Origin of the sequence: Mesotoga sp. UBA5825 (assembly GCF_002432955.1) — a bacterium.
GTDB lineage: Bacteria > Thermotogota > Thermotogae > Petrotogales > Kosmotogaceae > Mesotoga.
Window position 1 is genome coordinate 1 of sequence record NZ_DJHG01000026.1, and the last position, 22698, is coordinate 22698.

Below are 22698 nucleotides of genomic sequence, written 5' to 3' on the forward strand. Positions count from 1 at the left end.
TCTCGGCAGTTTCTTTCTCTTCGGTGTCGAAAAGCCACTGTAGGAATTGTAAAAAACCGCTTCCGGCAGACTTTATAGCGCTCTTAAGAGCATCCGCAGCTGTACTTGCTTCTTTTCCGTAAACTGTAATTCCAGAAGAGTTCTTAGTGTGATCCTCAAAGGATGCTAGGTTCTCTTTCAGATAGTTAGTGAGAGACCTCTCTTCCTGAAGCTCTCTCCTAAGCTGTTCGTTCTCCTCTTGAAGGGTGTGAACTCTTTCTCGAAGTTCGGATACTTCTTCGGAGAGAGAACTTTTGGAGTCCGCTTTTCCTGTAGCCCTGTGCGCGGCTTCAACAACTGTCAGACCTTGCGAAGTGAAACTGGGCATCTTCTTGACGACTTCAACCACTTCCTCATTGACTTCATCAATCAGTCCTTCTTCAATGAGGACCTTAACGTAGTTCCTCACCGTTTCGTATTTTATTCCACTTGCTTCAGAGAGTTCTTTGAAATTCACCTTAGGTCCCCCCAACAGAAGCGTCTTTGTTTTCATACTCAGTATATCAGAATTGGGAAGATAGAGCGGAGTGTTATTGAGTTTGAGCGTTTGACGATATCCTTTTGCCAGTAATTTGATATGATTAGCATAGGTCAAAGAGCAAAGCGAGGAGAGAAGCATGAAAAAAGCATTACTGATTTTCATTTCAACCTTTGTCGTACTTACTGCACTATCAGCAGTCTTCATGGAAGAGGAATTGACTGCAGAACAATTCGGTTTCGTTGGAGATCTGAAGAGTGTCAGAGTCGAAATCGCCAGGTTAGGTGCCCAGTTACTGGTTTCGGAACCCGAGACGCTTTCTTTTAGCGAGTCGGGTTTGCTGATCGCCAGTGAAAGAAGTAGTATGAAGATCATCTACGTTTATGACGAGTTTGACAGGCTCGTCAGGAAGGAATTCTTAGACGATGAAGGTGAGGTCTTCCAGACGGTTGAAGTCATCTATGACGATGAATTCTATGAAGCCATTGCCTTTGACGGCACTGGGAATGAACTTGAGAGAACTTGTTACTGGTTGGATTTGGTCGAAAGAACGCTTTCCTTTTCCATATCAACGGAAACAGGGTCTTCAACCAACACTCTCTACTTCGACGACAGCGGAAGAAAGACAAAGAGTTATTCCATTGTTAGAGAGAACGTTGAAGACCTTGGTACGGATGTCAATATAGTCGTTGAGAGTAGATTCACTTATGATCTGAACGGATTCCTCAAGAGCGAGACTACCATAGTAAGAATCAGAAAAGAAGGCATGGAACACGCCACTGAATACCGAACGAGGGTTGACATACTTCTGAGAGACGAAAACGGCAACCCCACCCGTGAGCTTAGAAGAACGGAATTTCAAGATGGCTCCAATCCTCCTGAGGAGTTCATTTACTCAAGAGAGTTCATATACTATTGATTCGGATGATGTGTAACATATGTTACCGATACAGCCCTCACAGCGGATGTAAGATAGTTATGATAGCGAAGGAGGGATTCACTTGTTCTGTTTTCAGTGTTCAGAAACGATGAAGGGAACAGGGTGCACCGTCAAAGGTGTTTGTGGAAAAGAGCCGGAAGTGGCAAATCTTCAAGATCTTCTCATCTGGATTCTAAAAGGAACTTCGTTTTGGGGAGTGAAAGCGAGAGAAGTCGGGATAAACGATTCCGACACAGGCCTCCACATCGCTGAAGGACTGTTCACAACAATAACAAATGTCGACTTCGATCCTGTGAGTCTTGGTAAGAAGATCGATAAGGCTCTGGCCGCAAGAGACAGGATCGAAGTGATGTTCAGAGAATCATTCAAGAGAGTACATGGTAAGGAGTTTGACGGAGAAGTTCCAGAAGCCTGCACCTGGAGAGTCTCCGGTGGGCTTGATGTTTACGAAATGAAAGGTGCCGAAGTTGGCGTTATGGATACAAGAAATGAAGACATCCGATCACNNACATCCGCTCACTCAGGGAGCTTCTTACTTACGGACTTAAGGGAATCGCCGCTTACACTGATCACGCGTACATTTTGAAACACTCGGAAAGTTCGATCCTTGATTTTCTTCAGGAAGGAATGGCGGCCTGTCTCGACGATTCGCTAAGTGCCGACGACTATGTGTCCCTTGTTTTAAGAGCAGGAGAGTATGCGGTGAAGGCTATGGCCTTGCTGGATGAAGCGAATACGACAAGCTACGGGAATCCCGAAATAACTTCCGTATATACGGGAACACTTGAGGGACCTGGAATTCTGGTGAGCGGACATGATCTCCTGGATCTCGAAGAACTCCTGAAGCAGACCGAAGGAAAGGGAATAAACATCTACACTCATGGCGAAATGCTCCCTGCAAATGCCTATCCGAACCTTAAGAAGTTCAATCACCTAAAGGGGAATTTCGGTACATCCTGGTACAATCAGCAGAAGGAATTTGAAGAGTTTGGAGGTCCTATTCTAATGACCACGAACTGCATTCAGAAACCGAGGGACTCTTACAAGGAGAGAATATTCACAACGGGCCTTGTCGGTTGGCCGGGCGTTGCACATATCCCTAACAGGATGGATGGTAAGCAGAAGGACTTTTCGCGGATCATAGAAGAGGCTCTCAAAATCGGTGATATAGGTGCCAGACCAGGTAAGACTATTGTTGTGGGTCTTGCTCATGATCAGCTTTCCAAAGTGTCGGATAAGATAATCGACGCGGTCAAGTCGGGGGCGATAACGAAATTCGTGGTAATGGGTGGCTGTGACGGTCACTCGAAAGAACGCGAGTATTATACTGAACTCGCCGAGAAACTGCCTGACAATATGGTTATCCTGACTGCAGGTTGTGCAAAGTACAGATATAATATGCTTGATCTTGGCGATATCGGTGGTATACCGAGAGTTGTAGATGCGGGCCAGTGTAATGACTCGTACTCACTAGTGGTGACGGCTCTCAAGCTCAAAGATGCCTTTGGACTTGATGACATAAACGATCTGCCGATAGAGTACGATATCGCTTGGTATGAGCAGAAGGCGGTTGCCGTTCTTCTCGCACTTCTCTACATGGGAGTGAAGGGAATACGTCTTGGACCGATTCTTCCCGCATTCGTATCACCTAACGTTCTCAAGGTTCTTGTGGATAACTTTGATATAAAACCAATTACGACGGCGGAAGAGGATCTCAAAGCTATTGTTGGTTAGTCTGTGGCAAGATAAAGAAGAACCATCAATAACAAGTCTTGAGTAAGATTAGGCTCAATATCTCCCAAGCCGGGCACCGCTAAGTGCCCGGCTTTGTCGGACCCAACGAAGTGTGGGACGGAACCGATCACCTTGGTAACTTGGGTCTCCCCCTCCCGAGCCACTCTCGTCCTATGGAAACATGATGTCAATTAAGGGAGTATGTTTATTATTCCCAGAACAAGCGCTGCAAGCGACGAGATAACAGCTACCGTCAACCAGATATTATTCGTCCTTTTCAGTGATGCGATCTCGCGCGCTGTTTCTTCTCCAACTCGCTTAACTGCCTCTTCAGTTATTTCAGTGATCTCATCCCTGGTAACAATTACCGCCGTCAGTTCCGATGACAGACTCCTGAGTTCCTGCGCGGTTGCGGCTAGCTCTTCCTTCGTTTTGGATAGATCATTCTGGAGCCGTTGAATTGCCTTCAGATTACTATCTATTGCAGCAACCGAGCCATCAAAATTCCCCTTCATACTGTCGAGATCTACGGATACAACTCCCAGAGATTCTTCGAGAAGTTCTATCGAACGATCAAGGTCAACCAAAAGGGTTCTTACGTCCGAGAGCTCAGAGTTTAGTTCTCCAATACTCCCGGTCAACTCATCGTATGCTTCTCCAAAAACCTCTACAGATACTCCTGCAGGCGGAATCGATTCTCCGAGACTTATCAAATCTGAGTTGAATCTCACGAATCCCCTAGACAAACTGTCGACTATTCCGCGGAGTTCAAGTATCTCGGTTTCGAGTTCAGCGAAGTTTATTGCTCCGGTTCCAAATACACCGATTTCGAGATCTTCAATCTTTTCCTCAAGAACCTCCAAAGTACCTTCGATTGAAGAACGATGTTCCTCGAGAGTATCAATTCTATTAGAGAGAGTTTTGGCAGTTGATTCTGAAGCGGTTAGTCTAGCTCTTATCTCTTCTAGAGCAGCTAGCGACAGTTCAGTAGCCGATACTCTCTCTTCGATATACAAGAGAGTCTCAGATAATGAACTAACTCTTTCCATCTGAGCTAGAGAAATCTCTGAAACGTGTTTTGACAATCCATCGAGTTCCAAAGCCACTTCATTCAGAAGCTCACTATTATTCAGGATGGCTTCGGTGTTGGACTCAAACATTGTTTCAACAACCTCAAATCGATTATCCAGAATATCCAACTCCATTACTAATCTTTCGTGGATTGATTCTATTTCGCCCGAGTGTTTTTCAACAGAGTTTTCCAGTTCTTCAAATCCATATTTCATTGCTGACAAGACTTCGGAGATCTCATCAATTTTCTCGTTTATGGATAGAATAACTGCAGAGTCGGTCTGTTCTGCTGCAGAGGCTCTCACATCCTCAATCGAGTCCTGAAGGCTATTCACTCTGTCGTTAAGATGGCTTTGTGATGCTGCAAGCGTTTCTATTCTAGAAATCTCGTCACTCCATTCTACAAGTGATAAATAGAGTCGTTCGAGCGAATCACTGAGTTCTTCGAACTCAATTCTAAGCACAGGATTATCGACAACCGCATCTTCGAGAGAAACAAGCCTGTTTTCTATCGATACTGCGAATTCTTCAATGTCGAAAGCTCCCCTGTCAACCGCTGCTTTGTATTCTGCCAGCGCGACTTGAGTATCCAGAAATAATGTGTTTAGCCTCCTGAACTGTAGGTTCAGTCCTTCGACGTTGTCCTGAAGGAAGTTGAGTCTGTCGTTAAGATCGGCCATGCCTTCAACTATTGAATCGTAATCAAATGTCTCCTGGACGTCAACTTCCGGCGTCGTTTCATCAAGGGTTACGGGTGCCATCTCGACTATCTTTCCAGGTTCTGTGGTCTTCACTCTCCACGGGAGAAGAATCTGTTGTATTCTTATGTCCATAAAGTAGTCCTGAACTTCTGATTTTGAAGTCAATACCAGAACTCCACCAGATGGAAGGGAAAAGGGTAACTGCAAGGGCACGGAGAGATCTTCAACTTTGTAGATTTGATAAGGGACTCTCTCTTCGCTTTCGCTGTCAATTATCGCAACGTTGTTCACTTCTAAGTCCATCACTCTCGTAGATCTGATGATTAGTATGCCCAGCAGATTCTGATCGCCGATAACCTTTGATTCGGAGTCGGTAGCAGCATAAGCAGGAACGAATCTCGCATCAAAGCCGGCTCCAGAGAATGAAACGAAGTCATCACTCCTTGACAAGAGACTGTTGAACAACTCATCATATTCTTGGGCCAGGGTAACTACCGAGATCAAGACAATTAGAAAGATAAGAACTTTTTTCATAAGCATACCTCCTGCCAGACGGCCGCTTGGCCAGCGAATTCCTTCAAACAGACTGTACTTCCATTTGCTTCGGGACCCAATGTGTTTCACTTCCCTATAATGTTAAGTATAACAACGTGAGCCATATAATTCAGCACTCTACTAATCGAAACTTCCAAACACAGTCTATCGGAGACAAACACCCTAAGAAACAGCTAATTTTCGAGCATATTTCGGTTTGAAGTACTGATATTTTTTCACACGTCACCACTGTCTGCATTTTACCATTGCCACCAAATGATTAACCAAGCCTCTTTCACCTGTGATATACTGTCAGTGAGATTTTCAGCGGAGTGTGTCGCTCTTGAATAAACAACCAGCAGAATTTGCACTAAGCGGCGAACGTATCGTCTGGATTGATGTTGCCAGGGGTTTTCTTATGGCACTGGTGATTATGTATCACACTCTCCCCCCTCAGTTAGTTGCTAATCTAATAAACCCGGCGGCCTGCACCTTCTTCTTTCTTTCCGGTCTTTTCTCAAAGGAACTGCCAATTAGGAAGGGCGTAAAGAAGAGGCTTAAGCAGCTAATGGTGCCTTACTACACAATGGCCGGGTTCAACATACTAATCTGGCTGATCGTCAAACTGCTGGTGACGCGAGAAGAACTAAATTTCTCCATTGGCTCAGTTTTGGTGAATGTTCTGACCGTTCGTACTGCCGTGGGGATAATTCCACTGAACATCATTCCATTATGGTTTGTTCCTGCCGTTTTCGTCACGGAGATCTACTATTCAGTTCTGAAGAAGCTGAATATTCTACCGATTGGAATTGTTCTGGGTTTCGTGTCGATGTTCTTCTTCTACGGGGCTCTGCCCTTCAAAATTGATGTTGCGCTTGCCGTGCTTCCATATTTTGCCGTTGGTAAAGTGGTGAAGTCATTGGGACTTTCTTCAAAAAGAATCCCTCTTCTCCTTACGGTAACTGCATGTGCATTATTCGTTTCAACAGCTGCTTTTTCTAACGAAGTCTATCTGATGGAAGACTACTTCGGCTCGTCACCTCTTCTATACGTAATTGCTGCACTGGTTGGGATAATAGCTGTATGCGGTCTAGCTCAGATTCTTGAGAAGGTCAAGCTTGCGAGGTCTATCCTCTCTCTCTTTGGCAAACATACTCTTTTCATACTAGGTTATCACATAGCCGCAGGTTTTCTCGTCTATCCCATATTCGATGTGTTCGGGAATCCGATTGAGATCATGCAAAAGTTTTGGTATATATACTGGTTTATGAACATGGCTCTGATCTATCTGATGATCAGATTAATCCCCAAACCGGCTATGATGATTATGTCAGGCACCTTCCTGGTGAAACGCAGGAGTCTTTTCACAGAATTAGTTTAGTGAGAATGATGAGATGAATTGCCTCAGAGTATGCGAAGAGTCAGTTTCGACTTGCAGCTTTCGAGACTTATTTGATAACACATAGAGGGCCGCTGTGCACATCAGATTCCGTTGTAGAAGACGGGAAAGTTCATGTTCCTTTAAGGGCTATTTCCTTTAGTTTGTTCAGTCTGAATGATAACAGATGATCGCTGGGAATGCTTTATAAATAAAAGAGATTCTCCACCAAACGGAATCCACTCGTAGCGAATACATTTCGGTGACTGTTGTTCTGTTATTCCTAGCCAATAACTAGACTATTGGAGGTCGAGCTTTCAGAGAATCTGAGAGTGCTTTCGAAGAGAGTCCTGTTTAGAAAAGGTGATTCTAGCTCTTATACTATTTGTTGATCCAACCGTAAAACTTTACTCTGCATATCGCCCTCTGTCCGGTGACTATCAAAAAATGGTATCATCCTATTTGAAGGCGTGTTTCGGGAGGGATTCCTATGACTGCGTTACTGATCATTATTGCTGTTTTGTTAGGCTATGTTGCTTATAGGCTTATCCTGAGAGAGGGGGGTATATTCCTTGGACCTTATGAGTTTAAGTTCAGGAAAGACCCTGGTCCCGACGAGTTTCTACAACGTTTGAAAGAGCTTCAGCAGGGGAAACAGGATTTCGAGAGTAGGTTGGTATTGAGTGCAGCCACCAGTAAGTTTCCTAATAACATAGAGTTTTTCAGGCTTGCAATGGACAAAGTCTTCACAGATCTCAAGACGGCCCAGACAGAGAAAGAAGTAGAGGAAATATTCACGCGTGGGGAAAGCATCATAAAGGAATTTGGAGCGGCTTCCGGCACAGACTCCATATCGCTTCTAACTGAGTATTCGAAGCGACTGGTACAGGCACAGGAAGAGTTTTACTCTTTAAGAAAGGAAAGAGATCTTGAGATCGAGAGAAGACAGCGGGAGAGAAATGAAGAGATTTTGAAAGAGCTCGAGAACATTCTGGAAGGTATCAGAGCGTCAAATGATGAGATGGCCATAAGGGATGCTATGAACAATGCCGCAAGACTTGAAACGGGTATGGACCTCTCGCTGGTCGATGAAAGCCAGAATGAAAGATACAGAGATGTGAAAAACGGCTTTTACAAAATGGCTGAAGAAAAGGTTGAGTCTCTGAGAAGTGCAAGGTACTCCAGATACAACAGAAAAGCGATAGAGAGGTTGAAGAAGCTCCTTGATGAGTTCACTGAGAATGAGAAGGAACTTTCCAAAAGCGGGAGTTCACTCCCCGTAACCTTGAAAGAATACATTGGAACACTGAACACCTCTTATTTCGATGGTCCAACTATGCAGTACTTCAATTACGTCTACGGTTATATTTTCTCGTTGATAGATGAAGATCTGAAGTTTGAAGTAACTAGAATCATGGCCGAGACGGAAAAGGATACTCTTGATATATGAGCGGTGAGAAGAGGATTCGGCTCAAGAGTACTGGAATCCAGCCTCGCTTCGATTTCCAGATGGAAAGGAAAGGTCAGATCCCCGAAAAAGACGATCTTAAAGGCGCGCTCGAGATTTTCGACAGCTCTCTTCCTCTTAAGAGAGCAAACGAATATTCAGTTGAGAGCTTGGTCTCGCTGTCAAGTATAAGAAAGATATATGAAAACCTGGAAAAGAAGCTCGAGATGCAGAAGAGAAGTTTGGAGCCTCACAGTGTAGTTATGAAAGAGGAAGAAGTGACTCTCGTTGAGATAATTCTTAAAGAGACTCCGCTGAAGCAATGGTACACGACCGGAAAGACACTTGGAAGTCTGGCTTCGATTGGCGCAAAAGTCGCTCTTCAACTCCTAAAAAACAAGAAGGACGAAAGGATTTTCAATAGGCTCCGCCTGCTTGAAATAGAGGTGATTCATCGAAAACTGGAAGAGAACACCTAACCTTCATTAACTTCTATAAAGCCTTCAAGAGCTCTACCAATCTTAAGACGGCAGCCTCCTTGTTGAGAGAGAAATACATCATTTGATTCATCTTCTCCACGCTGACCATACCTGCTTCACGTAAGAAGTCGATGTGCTCTCCAATCTCGAAATCAGAAAGATCTAACGCTCTTGCGAGCTCATGTCCGGAAGATTGGCCCATCGATAGATGCCTAATTATGGCGAGTCTTTTCTCATGAGCAAGAGCATCAAAAGTATCGGCAGACGTTTCCAGCTGATTCTTGGGAATGGTCATTACCTCTCTGAAGCGGAATCCCACAGTATACATATCTTCCTTTACAAAAGGTATTGCTGCGTTTGAGACCAGGAATTCGGAGAAGTAGCTGGGACAAATCACAGTTCTTTCGAGCACTTCGTAACTCGTATAGTCGATGTTCTTTATGAGTGTCTTCAGAAACTTAATGCCGGAAGCTTCAATCTCTTTCTTCAGATCAGTTACTACTTTTGGAAGCGTCCTTTCGAGCTTTGGTTCTATCACAGAAAATGAGTTTTCGTAAAACCACTCAAACAAGTAAATGAAGTCCTCTTTGGCCTTCTCCGGACCAGAAAGCATCTCGAAGAGAACGGCTTTTCTTTCCGGAGAGAATGACATGTCTTTCGAGACAAAGAGAAGCATTTCATTGTCGTTTTCAATTATTCCTTCGAAGGTGTTAATATCTACCGCGCCTTTTCTCGGACCGTAACCGGAATAAATGAAATGAGCAAAACCCTTTCGGGCATTTCTCTTAAGTGTTCAATTAGCTGTCTTGCATTTTTGAGGCTGCTGTGCGTAACATCCGGAAGAAAGCACATTCCAAAAAAAAGTCTCCCAAGCAAAGAACTCCTTTAGCTTCTCAAGTATGTCCGGAGTGAGAATACTCTTTGTTTCGGAAACCCAGTTTTGAATATCCCTATTTGGTTCAAACTTGCCCTTATAGAGTGAAGACTCAAACAACTCATGAAATCTCTCGTTGTTATTCAATCTGAACAAACCATGGAGAAGATCGCAGGCTGTGCTGGAGCAAACTTCCACTTTGTTGTCAATCCATTTCAAAACTTACCACCCCCCAAGACTCACATTAACGCGAATAGTCTATCACTATAAAGCGAAGAACAACATAAATCTCATTGATAAATGGATGTCTCTTTCTGTCCAAGCACTTGCAACACGATTCTATCAGAATGAACTACAGTATGAGCAGACTGACCGCCATGACCGCCATTCCGGCTATTAATCCCGATATGGAGAGATGGTGTTCTCCATACTTCTCTGCCGAAGGAAGGAGTTCATCTAGAGATATGTAAACCATTATCCCTGCAACTCCGGCAAAGACAATCCCGAATGCAATGTCGGTGAAAAGGATATTTATCAGCGCAAATCCGATCAAAGCGCCAGCCGGTTCTGCCAGACCCGAAAGAAATGAATACATGAAAGCCTTCTTCCTGCTTCCCGTTGCGTGATATATCGGAACAGCCACAGCGATCCCTTCAGGGACATTGTGGATTGCTATCGCAACCGCAATAGGTACCCCAAGCGACGGATCCTTCATGGCAGCAAGGAATGTTGCGAGCCCTTCAGGAAAGTTGTGGACAGCAATGGCAAACGCAGTGAAAAGCCCCATTCTCAAGAGAGTTTTGTTTTTGGCTTGCATTTCATCTACGTCTCTCATTTCGTGAGGATTCTCTGCGGAAGGTACAAGGAAGTCGATCAGGGCAATAATGCCTATACCTCCGAAGAAAGCGATTACATTAATCCAGTCGCTTATGCCACTTCCCACAGACTTCTGGAGAGATTCACCGCTCTTTACAAAGATCTCGACGAAGGATACGTATATCATTATACCGGCGGAGAAGCCAAGCGAAACTGAAAGAAACTTTGTGTTGGTTTTTTTTGCGAAAATCGCAAGAATACTGCCGATCCCGGTGGAAAGCCCCGCAAAAACAGTCAAAAAAAACGCTGGCCAGAAATTGTCAAGTTGCATCGTAATCCTCCATATAGTCCGCTAGAAAGATTATACATTTCTTCATTGGTTTGGCAGTCATTCTGCATAGATTTTTGATTAGCGTAAAGGTCTAAAGAAGACGCGCTCTGGGCGCGTCTTTTCAAGATCACTTAACTGACTTCATGCCTTCTTCTATGGCACGAATATTCAAATCTACGAGTGCTGCTTTTCTTCCTGTTAGCTTTTTCTCCAGTGCCTTTCTTACTCCATCGAGAGTGACCGTTCCGGCCCTGCCAAGGTATGCGCCTAGAACTACCATATTTGCAACCTTGAGATTACCGAGCTTCTCAGCGACCGAGTTTGCATCGATCTTGACGACAGAAATATCGTTTCTACTCGTATCTCTATCAACAACAGATGTGTTTATCACCATGAGTCCGCCAGGTTGAATCTCCTTCTCGAACTTCAGAAGAGAAGGGATGTTCATTACTATCAACTCGTTTGGAGTATTCGTAATAGGTGAGCCAATCGGCTCATCGCTAACGACAACCGTGCAGTTCGCAGTCCCGCCTCGCATTTCAGGACCATATGACGGTAGCCAGGTAGTGTGCTTGTTGTCGAACATTCCCGCCGTTGCAAGAATCTGTCCTATCAGCATCACTCCCTGTCCCCCAAATCCCGCAGCAACCAAGAGATGCTCACTCATTTGAAATCACCGACCTTGTCGACAAATACCCCGACGGGATACTCTTTCTTCATGTTTTCATTTAGCCAGTTGATTGACTCCACCGGGTTGAGGCCCCAGTTTGTCGGGCAAGTCGAAAGAACCTCGACCAATGAGAAGCCCAGCCCTTTTTGTTGTGCGACAAAGGCCTTCTTTATTGAAGCCTTTGCCTTCCTAACTTCCTGAGGAGAACTCACAGCCACTCTTTCCAGATAGACAATTCCGGCGGTTTCTTTCAGCAATTCTGAAACATGAATCGGAAACCCTTCCGTCTCTGCTTTTCTCCCATACGGAGAAGTAGTGGTTTTCATTCCAAGCAAGGTCGTCGGTGCCATCTGGCCGCCTGTCATACCGTAGATCGCGTTGTTGACGAAGATCGTGGTGATCTTCTCGCCTCTATTTGCGGCATGAATTATCTCGGCGGTTCCTATGGCCGCGAGGTCTCCATCTCCCTGATACGTGAATACGATTCTATCAGGCATCGCTCTCTTCATTCCCGTAGCTACTGCTGGAGCCCTTCCGTGCGGGGCAACGGTACCGTCTACATCAAAGAACTGATAGGCGAAGACTGAGCATCCAACGGGAGCAACCATTAGCGTCTTTCCTTGAATGTCGAGTTCATCAATTACTTCTGCTATGAGTCTATGGATAATGCCGTGGTGACAACCAGGGCAATACGAGAATTCGTTTCTAGCAAGTGACTTTGGTCTCTTGTAAGTAGCCTGTTCCATACAATCACCTCATCCTATAAGTCTGACGAGTTCTCTTAACACTTCGTCAGGCGTTGGAACCATTCCTCCGGTTCTTCCATAGAAATGAACCGGAAGAGTTGCTTCGACTGCAAGGCGAACGTCCTCGACCATCTGCCCCATAGACATTTCCACATCCAGACAGAATTTCTTTCCTCTTGCCGCCTCTTTTAACTCTGCGTATGGAAACGGCCACAACGAGATTGGTCTGAACAATCCAACCTTGATTCCCTGTTTCCTTGCCATTTTCACTACACTGCCTAGAATTCTTCCCATCGTTCCATAGCCGACTAGAACGTAATCTGCATCATCAAGATCATGAGACTTATATCTGACTTCCTTTGCTTTTATCTCATCGTATCCCTTGTGGACAACGATATTCATCTCTTCAAGTCTTACAGGATCGATATCAAAGGAAGTTACCTTATGAGGTTCCCTTCCTTCTGTTCCCCTCAATGCCCAACTGGAATGGTCGTTGATTCCATCAAGTTTGACAAACTCGGGGAAGACAACAGGCTCCATCATTTGACCAAGCATTCCATCTGCAAGAATCATTACCGGAACTCTGTAATTGTCAGCTAAATCAAAAGCAGACTCCATAAGATCTACCGCTTCCTGGATGCTGCCGGGCGCTAGAACTATCAAATGATAGTCACCATGCCCCCCGCCCTTCGTTGACTGGAAGTAGTCACTCTGTGCTGGCTGAATATCTCCCAGTCCAGGTCCCCCTCGTACAACGTTCACAAAAACCGTAGGAAGCCTTGCTCCAGCAATATAAGATACCCCCTCTTGCATGAGGCTGTAGCCGGGACTCGAAGTTGAAGTCATAACTCTGTGACCAGTGCTTGCGGCTCCGTAAACCATATTCACCGCCGCTACTTCGCTCTCGGACTGAAGAAATACGCCGCTTACTTCAGGCATTCGCCGAGCCATATACTCTGTAAACTCCGATTGAGGAGTAATCGGATAACCAAAATACAACCTACAGCCGGCCCTTATTGCAGCTTCAGCCATTGCTTCGTTACCTTTAACCATCATTTTTTCGGCCATCTAATTTTCCCCCCTATACTTCTGCTGTCTCTTTGAAGACAGTTATTGCGGTATCGGGACACATCATGTAGCAGAATCCGCAGCCAATGCAATTCTCGAGATCATGCTGCTGTGCCGGATGATAGCCCTTGGAGTTGAACTTCTCAGAGAAGCTCAGCACTTTCTTAGGGCAGAAGTTGATGCATAGACCGCAGCCCTTGCATCGCTCTTCGTCTACTTTCACGAAGTCTTTACTCATTTTCTACCTCCCATGAATTCTTCATATACTTCTCAATCCAAAATTGATCGAACATCCCATTTCCTTTTCTCGTTGCGTTCATCAGAACAGTGAAGGCCACAGGTGTTGAGACCCTCTCGGATAATAGCTTAACGAACTTCTCTCCTTCGATAATATTCTCGTCTGTCGTCTCAGATCCAATATTTGAGTTGTTGACCAAATAGTTGATCTTCATTCTAGACTTCTCTTGAAGTCTCAGGAAGTGAGAAGCCGCGTTTTCGACTGTGTCGTTGAACGGCCTGAAGGGATTTATGACATAGTAAGTCTCACAGTCCTCTTTCGGTAGTCTCGTGCTCAGTGAAGAGAGTACTATTGCTCCGTCATCGTTCCCTCCAACGTCAAGGATGACCCTGTAATCCGGATTCTCAACGTGACCGAATACCTCTGCCGGAATTATCGGCAAGTCGGCATGGGCCAGCGTGCCTTTGGGAGCTACGATTTTAACCCCGAACTTAGAAAAGCTCTCTCTCATATCGCGGGATCTATAGTATGGACTTATAGTATCGATGTCGGCGAGGGCCACCCTTTCTCCTCTATCGGCAAGCAGTCTAGCGACATTCAAAGATACTTCGGTCTTGCCGCTGCCAAACATACCCATGAAGATAAGCACTTTCTTAGAAAACTTCATTCTGCTCTCCTGTACTCTTTTGCCATTTCATTTCCTTCAAGGACTCTCAAACAGGCAACGGCAAGGGACAGCTCCTCATTTCCTCCCGGAACAACATCTATTGGCGCGAGAAAGGACAGCTTCTCGGTCAGCCATGGGACCATGAACCTTCTGTCATAGGCTATTCCTCCAGTAATTATGATAGAGTCGACATCACCGCTCAAGGCAGCAGCCATTCTTCCGGCCCACTTAACTATCTGATAGGCCATCGCTCTGTATGCAAGTTCTGCCTTCTTATCACCATCAACAATCGCCTGCTGGATCTTCTGGCAATCGTTAGTTCCGGTGTAGGCAAATAGTCCTCCCTTTCCCTTGATAAGCTTTTTTACTTCTTCCTTTGAGTATCGCCCTGAATAGCATAGCTTTATAAGACCTGTAATCGGAAGTGTTCCGGCTCGCTCAGGACTGAAAGGGCCGTCCCCGTTCAAAGCATTGTTCACATCGACAACCCTTCCTCTCCTGTGAGCCCCAATGGAAATCCCTCCACCCATGTGGATGACAACGAAGTTCATTTCATCGTACTTCTTTCCATATCTCGAAGCCACTTCTCTAGCCACTGCCTTCTGATTAAGAGCATGGAAAATCGACCTTCTCGAATAGTCCGGATGACCTGTGAGTTTGGCGACGGGTTCCATTTCATCAACGACTACTGGATCTGCAATGAATGCCGGGATTTCCCTGCCACTTTCTCTAGAGAGTTCATTAGCGATTATGGCTCCTAGATTAGAGGCGTGCTCGCCATACTTGGCAGATCTGAGATCATCTATCATTGCTTCACTAACCGCGTATGTGCCGCCTTCGAGAGGTCGGAGCATACCGCCTCTTCCGATTATTGCGTCTATTTCACTGAGAGGGTGTCCTGCTGACTCCAGAAAGTCGACTATCAATTTCTTTCGGAACATTCGCTGTTCATATAGTGAAGAAAATCTGTTCAAATCGTCGGAAGAGTGTCTTATGGTATGTTCACTTATCATCTCCAGGTTTCTGAAGAGTGCGAGTTTTGTTGAAGTAGATCCTGGGTTTATAACGAGTATGACAGGCATCATATCACTCCTGCAAGAAGAACATTCAAAGCGATGGATTGGAGTTTTGTCCTGGCGGAATCGGCTCTAGAGGTAAGTACTATTGGTGCTTTACCTCCAACTATGGTACTGGCAAGCTGACTGTCGCAGAGGAATGCCATGGTCTTGTAGAATATATTCCCTGCTTCAATGTCAGGCATAACTAGAATATCTGCGTCTCCAGCTACAGAACTTGAAATACCCTTGTGTTCGGCAGCTTCACGAGATACTGCATTATCTAGAGCAAGGGGCCCATCTACCTCAACATGACCAAACTGACCTCTCTTAGCCATCTGTGAAAGTACCGCCGCATCGAGAGTTGCGGACATCTTCTGATTTACGACCTCTATAGCGGCAATAACTGCCACCTTTGGCTTGTCGATCTCCAGAACCTTTGCAACTGAGGCAGAGTTGACTATCGAATCTCCCTTTTGACCCAAATCAGGGGCAATAACCATCCCGGCATCAGTAACGAGAAGAAGTTTATGGTATCTCTTTGTCTCGAATATAGTGACCAAATTCATCGTTCTTCCTGTCTTGAGACCATAATCATCCTTCAAGAATACATTAAGGAGTTCGCCGGTTTTTACGTTTCCTTTCATCAGGATTTCGGCTTCTTTGAACGAAACAGCTCTTACGGCCTTCTCGATCGATTCTATCTTTGAAGAACAGTCAACTACAGAAAGCTTCTCGTGAAAGCCGATCTCCTCACTGATGGCTTCAATCTTGTTCTTGTCGCCGAACAATATGAACGATGCAATGCCCTCGTCTGCGGCCTCTTTCGCTGCTGAAAGTACCACAGGATCTTCAGCAGCAGCAACAGCGATTACTCCAGGATTCACCTTTGCACGGTCGATTAGCTGTGCAAGACTTGTGATCATGTTGCCACCTCCGGATCAAACTCCTTCGCAGTTTCTATTCCTCTAAGAACTCTCTGTGCGCCAAGAGCGAGAGAAAGAAGCTCGTTCTCTCCAGGCTCGATGACGACCAGAGCGAATTTCCCAACGTAACTCTTTATCTTCTGAACGAACTGGGAGTTGTATGCCATACCGCCTGTCAGAACGATTGCGTCTATTGAGCCGCCTGCTAGCGCGACCATGCCGCCAATTTCCTTACCTATTTGATAAGCCATTGCATCAACGACAAGAGCTGCCTCGGGATCACTCTCTGACATCTCCAGGGCCTTTCTAAGGTCGTCTGTACCTAGATATGCCCGCAACCCTCCTGACTTCAGGTATCTATCTAAGAGTTCCTTCTCGGTGTATCTCCCGGCGAAACACATCTCAGCAAGATCGGCGACCGGGAGTTCTCCCGTTCTAGTTGGACTGAAAGGGCCTTCGTCAGTAGCGTTATTGACGTCGACCACTCTGCCCTTTAGCTGTAGCCCGACCGAAATGCCCCCTCCCAGGTGAGCGATCACCAGGTTCAGGTTATCGACATCTCTACCCAGATCTGCAGCAACCTGTCTTGCGGCGGCCTTCATGTTCAGCGCGTGAAGTCTCGAGATTCTCGGCAGTTGAGGAAGACCTGATAATCGTGCCTCTTCACAGAATTCGTCTACAGAGATCGGGTCCGTTACAAAGACCGGGACTCTTCCTTCTGAGAGGCGAAAACCTATGGGAGCAGCGAGATTAGAGGGATGTTCTACTTCAGCATGGTGCAGAAGAAAGTCAACCATTCTCTCGTTCACTCTGTATGTTCCGCTTTCAAGCGGGGGCAAGATTCCTCCCCTACAGGCTATTGAGTCAAAATCAAGCTCGATCCCTTCGTTTCGCAAGAAGGACTTGATCTCTTCTACCCTTTCCTGAATATCATCATCAACTTCCTTCATCATAGGGACATGCTGAATAGATCCCCTGGCGATCTCGGTATCGTCATTGTAGACAGCGATCTTAGTTGAAGTGGAGCCGGGATTTATGGCCAAGATCTTCATTTAATCACTCCCTCAGAGTAGCTTTTTCTCTTTGCCGTACTCCACAATTACCTTCTTGAGTCTCTTGACTCCTTCGATGATATCCTCTTTAGGAGGCAGACAGAATGAAAGCCTCATTGAGTTCTGACAGGTGTTGTCGAGTGAAAAGGCCTGACCTGGGACGAAAAGTATGTTCTCGGTCTTGCCTAGCTCTAGCATTTCTCCTGTATCGAAACCTTCAGGAAGAGTGAACCATATAAAGAGGCCGCCTTCGGGTTTTGTCCAGTAAAAGCCGTTCATGTCACCAAAGTTTCTGTCGAGTTCAGTTAGCATCAGATCCTTCTTTTCTCGGTAAAGCGCAATCGTTGGTTTTATCTGGGCAAGGAGGTTATGCCTCTGAAGATATCTTGCGGCGATACGCTGTGTGAGGCTTGGCGTACAGAGGTCTGAAGCCTGCTTTGCCATTACCATCTTTCTTATTATGTTCTTATTGCCGATCACTATACCGAGCCTAAGCCCAGGCGACAGGATTTTGCTGAATGTTCTCAACAACAGGACTCTTTCTTGCCCGCCAATCTTGAAGATCGGATCGATCGCTTCTCCTTCGTATCTTAGGTCACCGTAAGGATCGTCTTCAACTATGAGAACATCGTACTTTTCTGCAATCTCAACGAGTCTCTTTCTCTTTTCGTAACTCATTGTTACGCCGCCTGGATTGTGGAAATTCGAGATTGTGTAGATGAACTTCACTTTGTCGAGTTCTCCGCGAGTTTCGATTTCTTTGAGCTTGTCTTCAACTATATCAAGATCCACACCGTCTTCTTGAAGGGTCATGTATACGTACCCGTTCGACCTTAGAGAAAAGGCACTCGCAGCTCCCAAATATACCGGCTTCGACACGAAGTAAATGCTGTCGTCATCCAAAAAGATCTTACCGACAAGATCTAGCGCACTTTGGGATCCTACTGTGACCAAAAGATTATCGATGTCAAGACCCTCAATGCCGTACTCCCTATTAAGAAGGGAGATGTACTCTTCCCTAAGTATAGGATCACCTTCAGTCTGACCGTACTGAAGTGTGAACTTGTACTCCTTTTCCAGTATTTCCTTTGATATTTCAGCCATCTCTGAACGTGGAAAAGTGTCCGGGTCGGGAACGCCTCCGCCAAAAGAAATCATACCCGGGTTCGAGGTCACCTTAAGCAGTTCCCTGATGATGTTCGATTTCATTCTGAGTGCGATCTTTGAAAACTTTTCTGTCACGATTTACACCCCCTGGTAGTTATCGTAGTAATCATCACAATAATTCAGTTAGCAATAGCATGCCAAGAGATAACAATTGTATAAATCGCTTATAGAAGGCTAAATACAGAAGCTTCCGTGCTTTTGGCTTCCGTTCGGTGCATACTTTTGCATGCAACATATTGCATACGTGCAGTCATGTGCATGACGATGGAGGTATTTCCACCTGAAAGAAATGTATACGAGAATAGACTTTCAGATTCTCTTGAATCCTATTTCAATCAGTTCCTCAAGGTTTATTTCACCGGAGAGCCTCGAACATCTCGAGTCAACAGAAGCTCTTGCAACGGCAAGTGCAACCTTTCTTGCGATTCCCGGTTCAAACGGCCTTGGCAAAATGTAGTCCCTGGAAAGCTTTTCTTCAGGCACAGCCGACGCAAGGGCGTCAGTTGCTGCCAACTTCATAGCTTCGTTTATCTCTCTTGATCGTGTGTCAAGAGCGCCTCTAAAGATACCCGGGAAAGCTAGAACATTGTTTATCTGGTTTGGGAAGTCTGATCTGCCGGTGGCGACAATCGATGCACCTGCGCTGCGGGCAAGATCCGGCATAATCTCCGGTACGGGATTGGCCAGAGCGAATATGATCGGTTCGGGAGCCATTTTGCGCACCATTTCAGGTAAAAGAAGCCCGGCAACAGAAGTGCCAATGAAGAGATCTGCTCCCTTCACAGCGTCCTCCAGATTTCCGCTGAGGTTATCGGGGTTAATCTCCTTTACGATCTCTGAGTGAAATTCGTTTAGGAGAGTAGCTGGCTGATTCCTGTTTAGTATTCCATTTCTATCGACTGCAACAATATTCCTTGCACCTGCCGCCAGCAGCATTTTGATTGTTGCGCCTCCGGCCGCACCAACGCCAACCGTTACAATCTTTAGATTCTCAATCTTCTTTCCAACGATCTTCAGCGCATTTCTCAGCGCAGCAACGGCGACAATCGCTGCACCGTGTTGATCGTCATGAAAGACTGGAATATCAAGCATCTTCTGAAGTTCGCTTTCAATGAAGAAGCATTTTGGTGAGGAGATGTCTTCAAGATTTATGCCTCCAAAGGTTGGGGCAATTGCCTTCACGAACGAGATAATCTCCTCTGAACTATGGACATTTATACAGAGGGGAAAGGCATCCACATTTGCGAATTCCTTGAACAGGACGGCTTTCCCCTCCATAACGGGAAGTCCAGCTTCGGGGCCTATATCCCCTAGTCCAAGTACTGCCGTTCCGTCTGAGACTACTGCAACGTAATTCCATTTGTTTGTGTAGTCGTAGGCAAGTTCCTTATCGCTCTCAATCACTCTGCATACATCGGCTACCCCTGGAGTGTAAGCAAGCGAAAGTGCCTCCATGCTATCCACTCTCACTTTGCTTCTTACTTCCAACTTTCCCCGTAGATCCTTGTGAAGTTTCAATGCCTTTTCATTCACACAATCACCTTCTATTCAAAGTAAAAAAATCCGAACCGTTAACATCAGTTGCTACAATCAACGGAAAGTCTCTGACATCAATCTCGAATATTGCTTCAGTGCCTAGATCTTCGTAAGCGATGACCCTAAGAGACTCGATCCTTTGCGCAAGCGAAGCGGCCGCTCCGCTTGGAGCGATCAAATAGACTCTTCTAAATTCCTTACACAGATTTGCTGCCAGATCCGATCTTTTTCCCTTCCCGATGGTTGCCAGAACGCCCTTTTCGAAAAGCATTTCCAAAAAACCGTCCATCCTGAGAGAAGTAGTAGGGCCGATTGCTCCGCAACTTTCTTCAACTAGCTTGGCCGGACCGGCATAGAATACAATTGCTCCTTCAAGCTCAACAGGGAAAGGCTCGCCTTCTTCGTACAACTTCTTGAGGCGCATCTGAGCTGCGTCTCTCATTACTATGAGTTTGCCTGTAAAGCTGATTTCTTGACCGGGGGACAAATCATCTATCTTCAAAGGTAACTACCCCCTTTCTACAGAGATAACAATCAACAGCCAATGAAACTGGAAGAATCGCAATGTGACAAGGCGCAGTTTCAATGCTAACCGAGTAAGCGGTCATCCCCTCTCCCAGTCCTTGATAACCGATATGGAGGGAATTGATCTTATTCAGAAGTTTCTTCTCAAGTAAGGCGTAGTCAACGTCGGGATTCTTTGAATCCAACTCTCTAGTCAGAGCAAGCTTGGCAAGGAGCATTGATTTCTCTGAGCTTCCCCCGATGCCTATTCCGACCCTGAGTGGAGGACAACCCCTGGCTCCTCCTTCAGAAATTGAATTGGAAATTGTTTCTATGAACTCTTCTTGAGATGTTGTCGGGTTGAGCATGAACAGTCTCGAGAGATTCTCGCTGCCTCCTCCTTTTACGAGGAAACGTATCTCTAATTCTCTTCCGGAAACCATGAAAGTATGCACGACCGAAGGTGTATTGTCTCCGGTATTTTCTCTGTGTATTAGGGGGTCCTTCACAATTGAGTATCGATAGGGACTTTTTGAATACGCTCTCCTGACAGCCGTATCGAGGGTGTCTGATAAGGGTTCCTCAAGAGATACCTCCTGACCGATGAAGACAAAGAATTCAATGAAACCTGTGTCCTGGCACAGGGGAAGCTTCAGCTTTTCTGCAAGTAACGAGTTCTCATTCAGAATAGATGAGAAAGGACCGGTGTAGAGTTTTAGAGAGGATTTGATCTTATCATCCATTGTTGTGTTTGCCTTTACTAATGCGGTCTCGACCTTTCCCGCTATCGAAGATGCTTTTATCAAGAATTCACCTCATTATCTGTGAAAAGCTTATGATGAGCAACGTCATATTCATTTATAACACTTTGCACACCCGATTGCCCTAATGATCATTTCTCCAAATCGGAAGCATGAAGGAAGTCAGTATTCTCAGCTCGTAACGAAAGCTGAGAAACAGCAGAAGAAAGATACTTCAGAAAAGCCTTAGATAGAATACTAACTTGGGCTTCTCCACTTAACTGCAAAGCTATTAAATTTTCACAATCTAGATTCTCCAGCTGTTATGAAATCAATATATGGAAAGCCGTAATGCATCATAATTAAATCTACTCAAGAGAGAAAGGTTCCATAGTACAACTAAATAGTGTACAATAAGATTGGAGGTGAAAGAATGAGTATTTACGATTTTGAACTGACTACAATAGACGGGTGGAACAAGACCATGGAGGACTTCAAAGGCAAGGTGCTATTGATAGTTAATACGGCTAGCAAATGCGGATACACATCTCAGTACGATGGTCTGCAGAAGCTTCATGATGATTTCAAAGACAGAGACTTTGCCGTTCTTGGTTTTCCATCAAATGACTTTCTTCGCCAAGAGCCTGGCAGTGAAGAAGAAATCAAGGCGTTCTGTGATGCGAATTTCGGTATTACTTTTCCCATGTTCTCGAAAATACATGTTAAGGGAAAAGAGATACACCCTCTTTATGAATTTCTTGTTTCTGGCGGTGGGAAGAAGGAGTTTTCAGGAAAAGTGAAATGGAACTTCACGAAGTTCTTGATTAACAGAGAGGGTGAGATAATTGGAAGATTTGAGCCGAAGGAGGAACCCGAGTCATTTCGTTCTGCAATTGAGGAGGCGGTTAAGTGACCAAGAAAGAAGAGGTTGCGATTCCAAGAGAAGACGAGCTACTTAGGCTTGACAATCAGCTTTGTTTCGCATTGTATTCCAGTTCAAGGGGCATCACAAGGCTCTACAGACCAGTGCTTTCAAAGTTTGGGTTGACCTACCCTCAATACCTTGTAATGCTTGTTCTGTGGGAGAGAGAGCCACTTACAGTTAAAGATCTCGGGGAGAAGTTGTTTCTTGATTCAGGAACCTTAACTCCCCTTCTTAAGAGGATGGAAAGACAAAGCCTTCTTACGAGAGAAAGATCGCAGGGTGATGAGAGACAGGTACTTATAAGTCTAACAGAGAAAGGGAAAGGGCTTAAGGATAAGGCGATTGATATTCCGATGAAGATTGCTGAACAGGTGAATATCTCTCAGAGAGAATACATTTCTCTTATGTCGTCGCTCAAAAAGCTTCTGAAGAAGATCGATATGAGCGAATCAGACGGGTCCTCAAGTTAGCAGAATCACAAAATGACACTGCTACAGCTTGTCACGATATACATTGCGGGCGCCGCAGCTGGTTTTATGAATGTTATGGCGGGAGGGGGCTCAATGGTCACTCTCCCGGTAC

Annotated in this window: 23 protein-coding genes and 1 pseudogene; 7 read left to right on the top strand and 17 right to left on the bottom strand. The window is 45.4% G+C overall.

The annotated features are described in order from the left end of the window. Nucleotides 1-496, bottom strand: a 496-nt coding sequence (locus B3N33_RS02285; RefSeq protein ID WP_292592052.1) for a winged helix-turn-helix domain-containing protein, incomplete at its 3' end; no start/stop codon positions are given. A 160-nt stretch (nt 497-656) separates the two neighbouring features. On the opposite strand from B3N33_RS02285, the gene B3N33_RS02290 reads away from it, so the two are divergent. Further along, on the top strand, nt 657-1436 hold the full coding sequence (locus B3N33_RS02290; RefSeq protein WP_292592055.1) for a hypothetical protein: 780 nt from the start codon (nt 657-659) through the stop codon (nt 1434-1436). Nucleotides 1437-1512: 76 nt separating this feature from the next. Continuing rightward, a pseudogene (gene hcp, locus B3N33_RS02300) lies at nt 1513-3191 on the top strand (hydroxylamine reductase). 191 nt (nt 3192-3382) lie between these two features. On the opposite strand, the gene B3N33_RS02305 reads toward hcp, so the two are convergent. Then, nucleotides 3383-5497 carry a hypothetical protein gene (locus B3N33_RS02305; RefSeq protein WP_292592059.1) on the bottom strand — a complete coding sequence of 705 codons (2115 nt, stop codon included), beginning with the start codon at nt 5495-5497 and terminating at the stop codon, nt 3383-3385. A gap of 343 nt (nt 5498-5840) precedes the next feature. On the opposite strand from B3N33_RS02305, the gene B3N33_RS02310 reads away from it, so the two are divergent. The 3 genes from B3N33_RS02310 (at nt 5841) to B3N33_RS02320 (ending at nt 8801) form a co-directional block, all read left to right on the top strand. After that, a complete protein-coding gene (locus B3N33_RS02310) occupies nt 5841-6878 on the top strand; it encodes an acyltransferase family protein (RefSeq protein WP_292592061.1) in 1038 nt (345 codons plus the stop codon). A gap of 487 nt (nt 6879-7365) precedes the next feature. Further along, nucleotides 7366-8325, top strand: coding sequence for a hypothetical protein (locus B3N33_RS02315; protein WP_292592062.1), 960 nt, complete (start codon nt 7366-7368; stop codon nt 8323-8325). After that, a complete protein-coding gene (locus B3N33_RS02320; RefSeq protein WP_099828647.1) occupies nt 8322-8801 on the top strand; it encodes a hypothetical protein in 480 nt (159 codons plus the stop codon). The genes B3N33_RS02315 and B3N33_RS02320 overlap by 4 nt, the downstream gene beginning before the upstream one ends. Nucleotides 8802-8814: 13 nt before the next feature. Here the strand turns inward: B3N33_RS02320 and B3N33_RS02325 are convergent, their stop codons facing one another. From B3N33_RS02325 to B3N33_RS02395, 15 genes are all read right to left on the bottom strand, one after another. Beyond that, entirely contained in the window at nt 8815-9477 is a 663-nt protein-coding gene (locus B3N33_RS02325) for an ArsR/SmtB family transcription factor (RefSeq protein ID WP_292592064.1), read from the bottom strand. A gap of 117 nt (nt 9478-9594) precedes the next feature. Then, nucleotides 9595-9894 carry a hypothetical protein gene (locus tag B3N33_RS02330; RefSeq protein WP_292592066.1) on the bottom strand — a complete coding sequence of 100 codons (300 nt, stop codon included), beginning with the start codon at nt 9892-9894 and terminating at the stop codon, nt 9595-9597. Between the two features lie 133 nt (nt 9895-10027). Next, nucleotides 10028-10822 carry a zinc transporter ZupT gene (gene zupT / locus B3N33_RS02335; RefSeq protein WP_099828646.1) on the bottom strand — a complete coding sequence of 265 codons (795 nt, stop codon included), beginning with the start codon at nt 10820-10822 and terminating at the stop codon, nt 10028-10030. 127 nt (nt 10823-10949) lie between these two features. Then, entirely contained in the window at nt 10950-11489 is a 540-nt protein-coding gene (locus tag B3N33_RS02340; RefSeq protein WP_099828645.1) for a 2-oxoacid:acceptor oxidoreductase family protein, read from the bottom strand. Continuing rightward, the gene (locus B3N33_RS02345; protein ID WP_099828644.1) at nt 11486-12238 is read right to left on the bottom strand and encodes a thiamine pyrophosphate-dependent enzyme; all 753 of its coding nucleotides are present in this window, start codon (nt 12236-12238) and stop codon (nt 11486-11488) included. Before B3N33_RS02345 ends, B3N33_RS02340 begins: the two co-directional genes overlap by 4 nt. Nucleotides 12239-12247: 9 nt before the next feature. Then, nucleotides 12248-13306: a 3-methyl-2-oxobutanoate dehydrogenase subunit VorB gene (locus B3N33_RS02350; protein WP_292592068.1), complete on the bottom strand. Its 1059-nt coding sequence runs from the start codon at nt 13304-13306 to the stop codon at nt 12248-12250. Between the two features lie 13 nt (nt 13307-13319). Beyond that, nucleotides 13320-13544: a 4Fe-4S dicluster domain-containing protein gene (locus tag B3N33_RS02355; protein WP_099828642.1), complete on the bottom strand. Its 225-nt coding sequence runs from the start codon at nt 13542-13544 to the stop codon at nt 13320-13322. Then, nucleotides 13537-14211: a cobalamin biosynthesis protein CobQ gene (locus B3N33_RS02360; RefSeq protein WP_292592069.1), complete on the bottom strand. Its 675-nt coding sequence runs from the start codon at nt 14209-14211 to the stop codon at nt 13537-13539. Before B3N33_RS02360 ends, B3N33_RS02355 begins: the two co-directional genes overlap by 8 nt. Continuing rightward, a complete protein-coding gene (gene buk, locus B3N33_RS02365) occupies nt 14208-15293 on the bottom strand; it encodes a butyrate kinase (RefSeq protein ID WP_214061133.1) in 1086 nt (361 codons plus the stop codon). Before buk (B3N33_RS02365) ends, B3N33_RS02360 begins: the two co-directional genes overlap by 4 nt. Then, complete coding sequence (locus B3N33_RS02370; protein WP_292592071.1) at nt 15293-16192, bottom strand: bifunctional enoyl-CoA hydratase/phosphate acetyltransferase; 900 nt, start codon at nt 16190-16192, stop codon at nt 15293-15295. The genes buk (B3N33_RS02365) and B3N33_RS02370 overlap by 1 nt, the downstream gene beginning before the upstream one ends. Continuing rightward, the gene (gene buk, locus B3N33_RS02375) at nt 16189-17244 is read right to left on the bottom strand and encodes a butyrate kinase (RefSeq protein WP_099828638.1); all 1056 of its coding nucleotides are present in this window, start codon (nt 17242-17244) and stop codon (nt 16189-16191) included. The genes B3N33_RS02370 and buk (B3N33_RS02375) overlap by 4 nt, the downstream gene beginning before the upstream one ends. A gap of 12 nt (nt 17245-17256) precedes the next feature. After that, nucleotides 17257-18486, bottom strand: coding sequence for a PLP-dependent aminotransferase family protein (locus B3N33_RS02380; RefSeq protein ID WP_292592072.1), 1230 nt, complete (start codon nt 18484-18486; stop codon nt 17257-17259). A 234-nt stretch (nt 18487-18720) separates the two neighbouring features. Further along, nucleotides 18721-19944 (bottom strand): NAD(P)-dependent malic enzyme, encoded by a 1224-nt coding sequence (locus B3N33_RS02385; protein ID WP_292592074.1) that lies wholly within the window; start codon nt 19942-19944, stop codon nt 18721-18723. Nucleotides 19945-19948: 4 nt separating this feature from the next. Continuing rightward, on the bottom strand, nt 19949-20449 hold the full coding sequence (locus tag B3N33_RS02390) for a FumA C-terminus/TtdB family hydratase beta subunit (protein WP_214061137.1): 501 nt from the start codon (nt 20447-20449) through the stop codon (nt 19949-19951). Further along, a complete protein-coding gene (locus tag B3N33_RS02395; RefSeq protein ID WP_292592076.1) occupies nt 20436-21257 on the bottom strand; it encodes a fumarate hydratase in 822 nt (273 codons plus the stop codon). The genes B3N33_RS02390 and B3N33_RS02395 overlap by 14 nt, the downstream gene beginning before the upstream one ends. A 367-nt stretch (nt 21258-21624) precedes the next feature. Here B3N33_RS02395 and B3N33_RS02400 point away from each other — a divergent pair, with 367 nt between their 5' ends. Both B3N33_RS02400 and B3N33_RS02405 read left to right on the top strand, forming a co-directional pair. After that, nucleotides 21625-22104: a glutathione peroxidase gene (locus B3N33_RS02400; protein ID WP_099828634.1), complete on the top strand. Its 480-nt coding sequence runs from the start codon at nt 21625-21627 to the stop codon at nt 22102-22104. Beyond that, a complete protein-coding gene (locus tag B3N33_RS02405) occupies nt 22101-22586 on the top strand; it encodes a MarR family winged helix-turn-helix transcriptional regulator (RefSeq protein WP_292592077.1) in 486 nt (161 codons plus the stop codon). Before B3N33_RS02400 ends, B3N33_RS02405 begins: the two co-directional genes overlap by 4 nt. Nucleotides 22587-22698 lie beyond the last annotated feature (112 nt).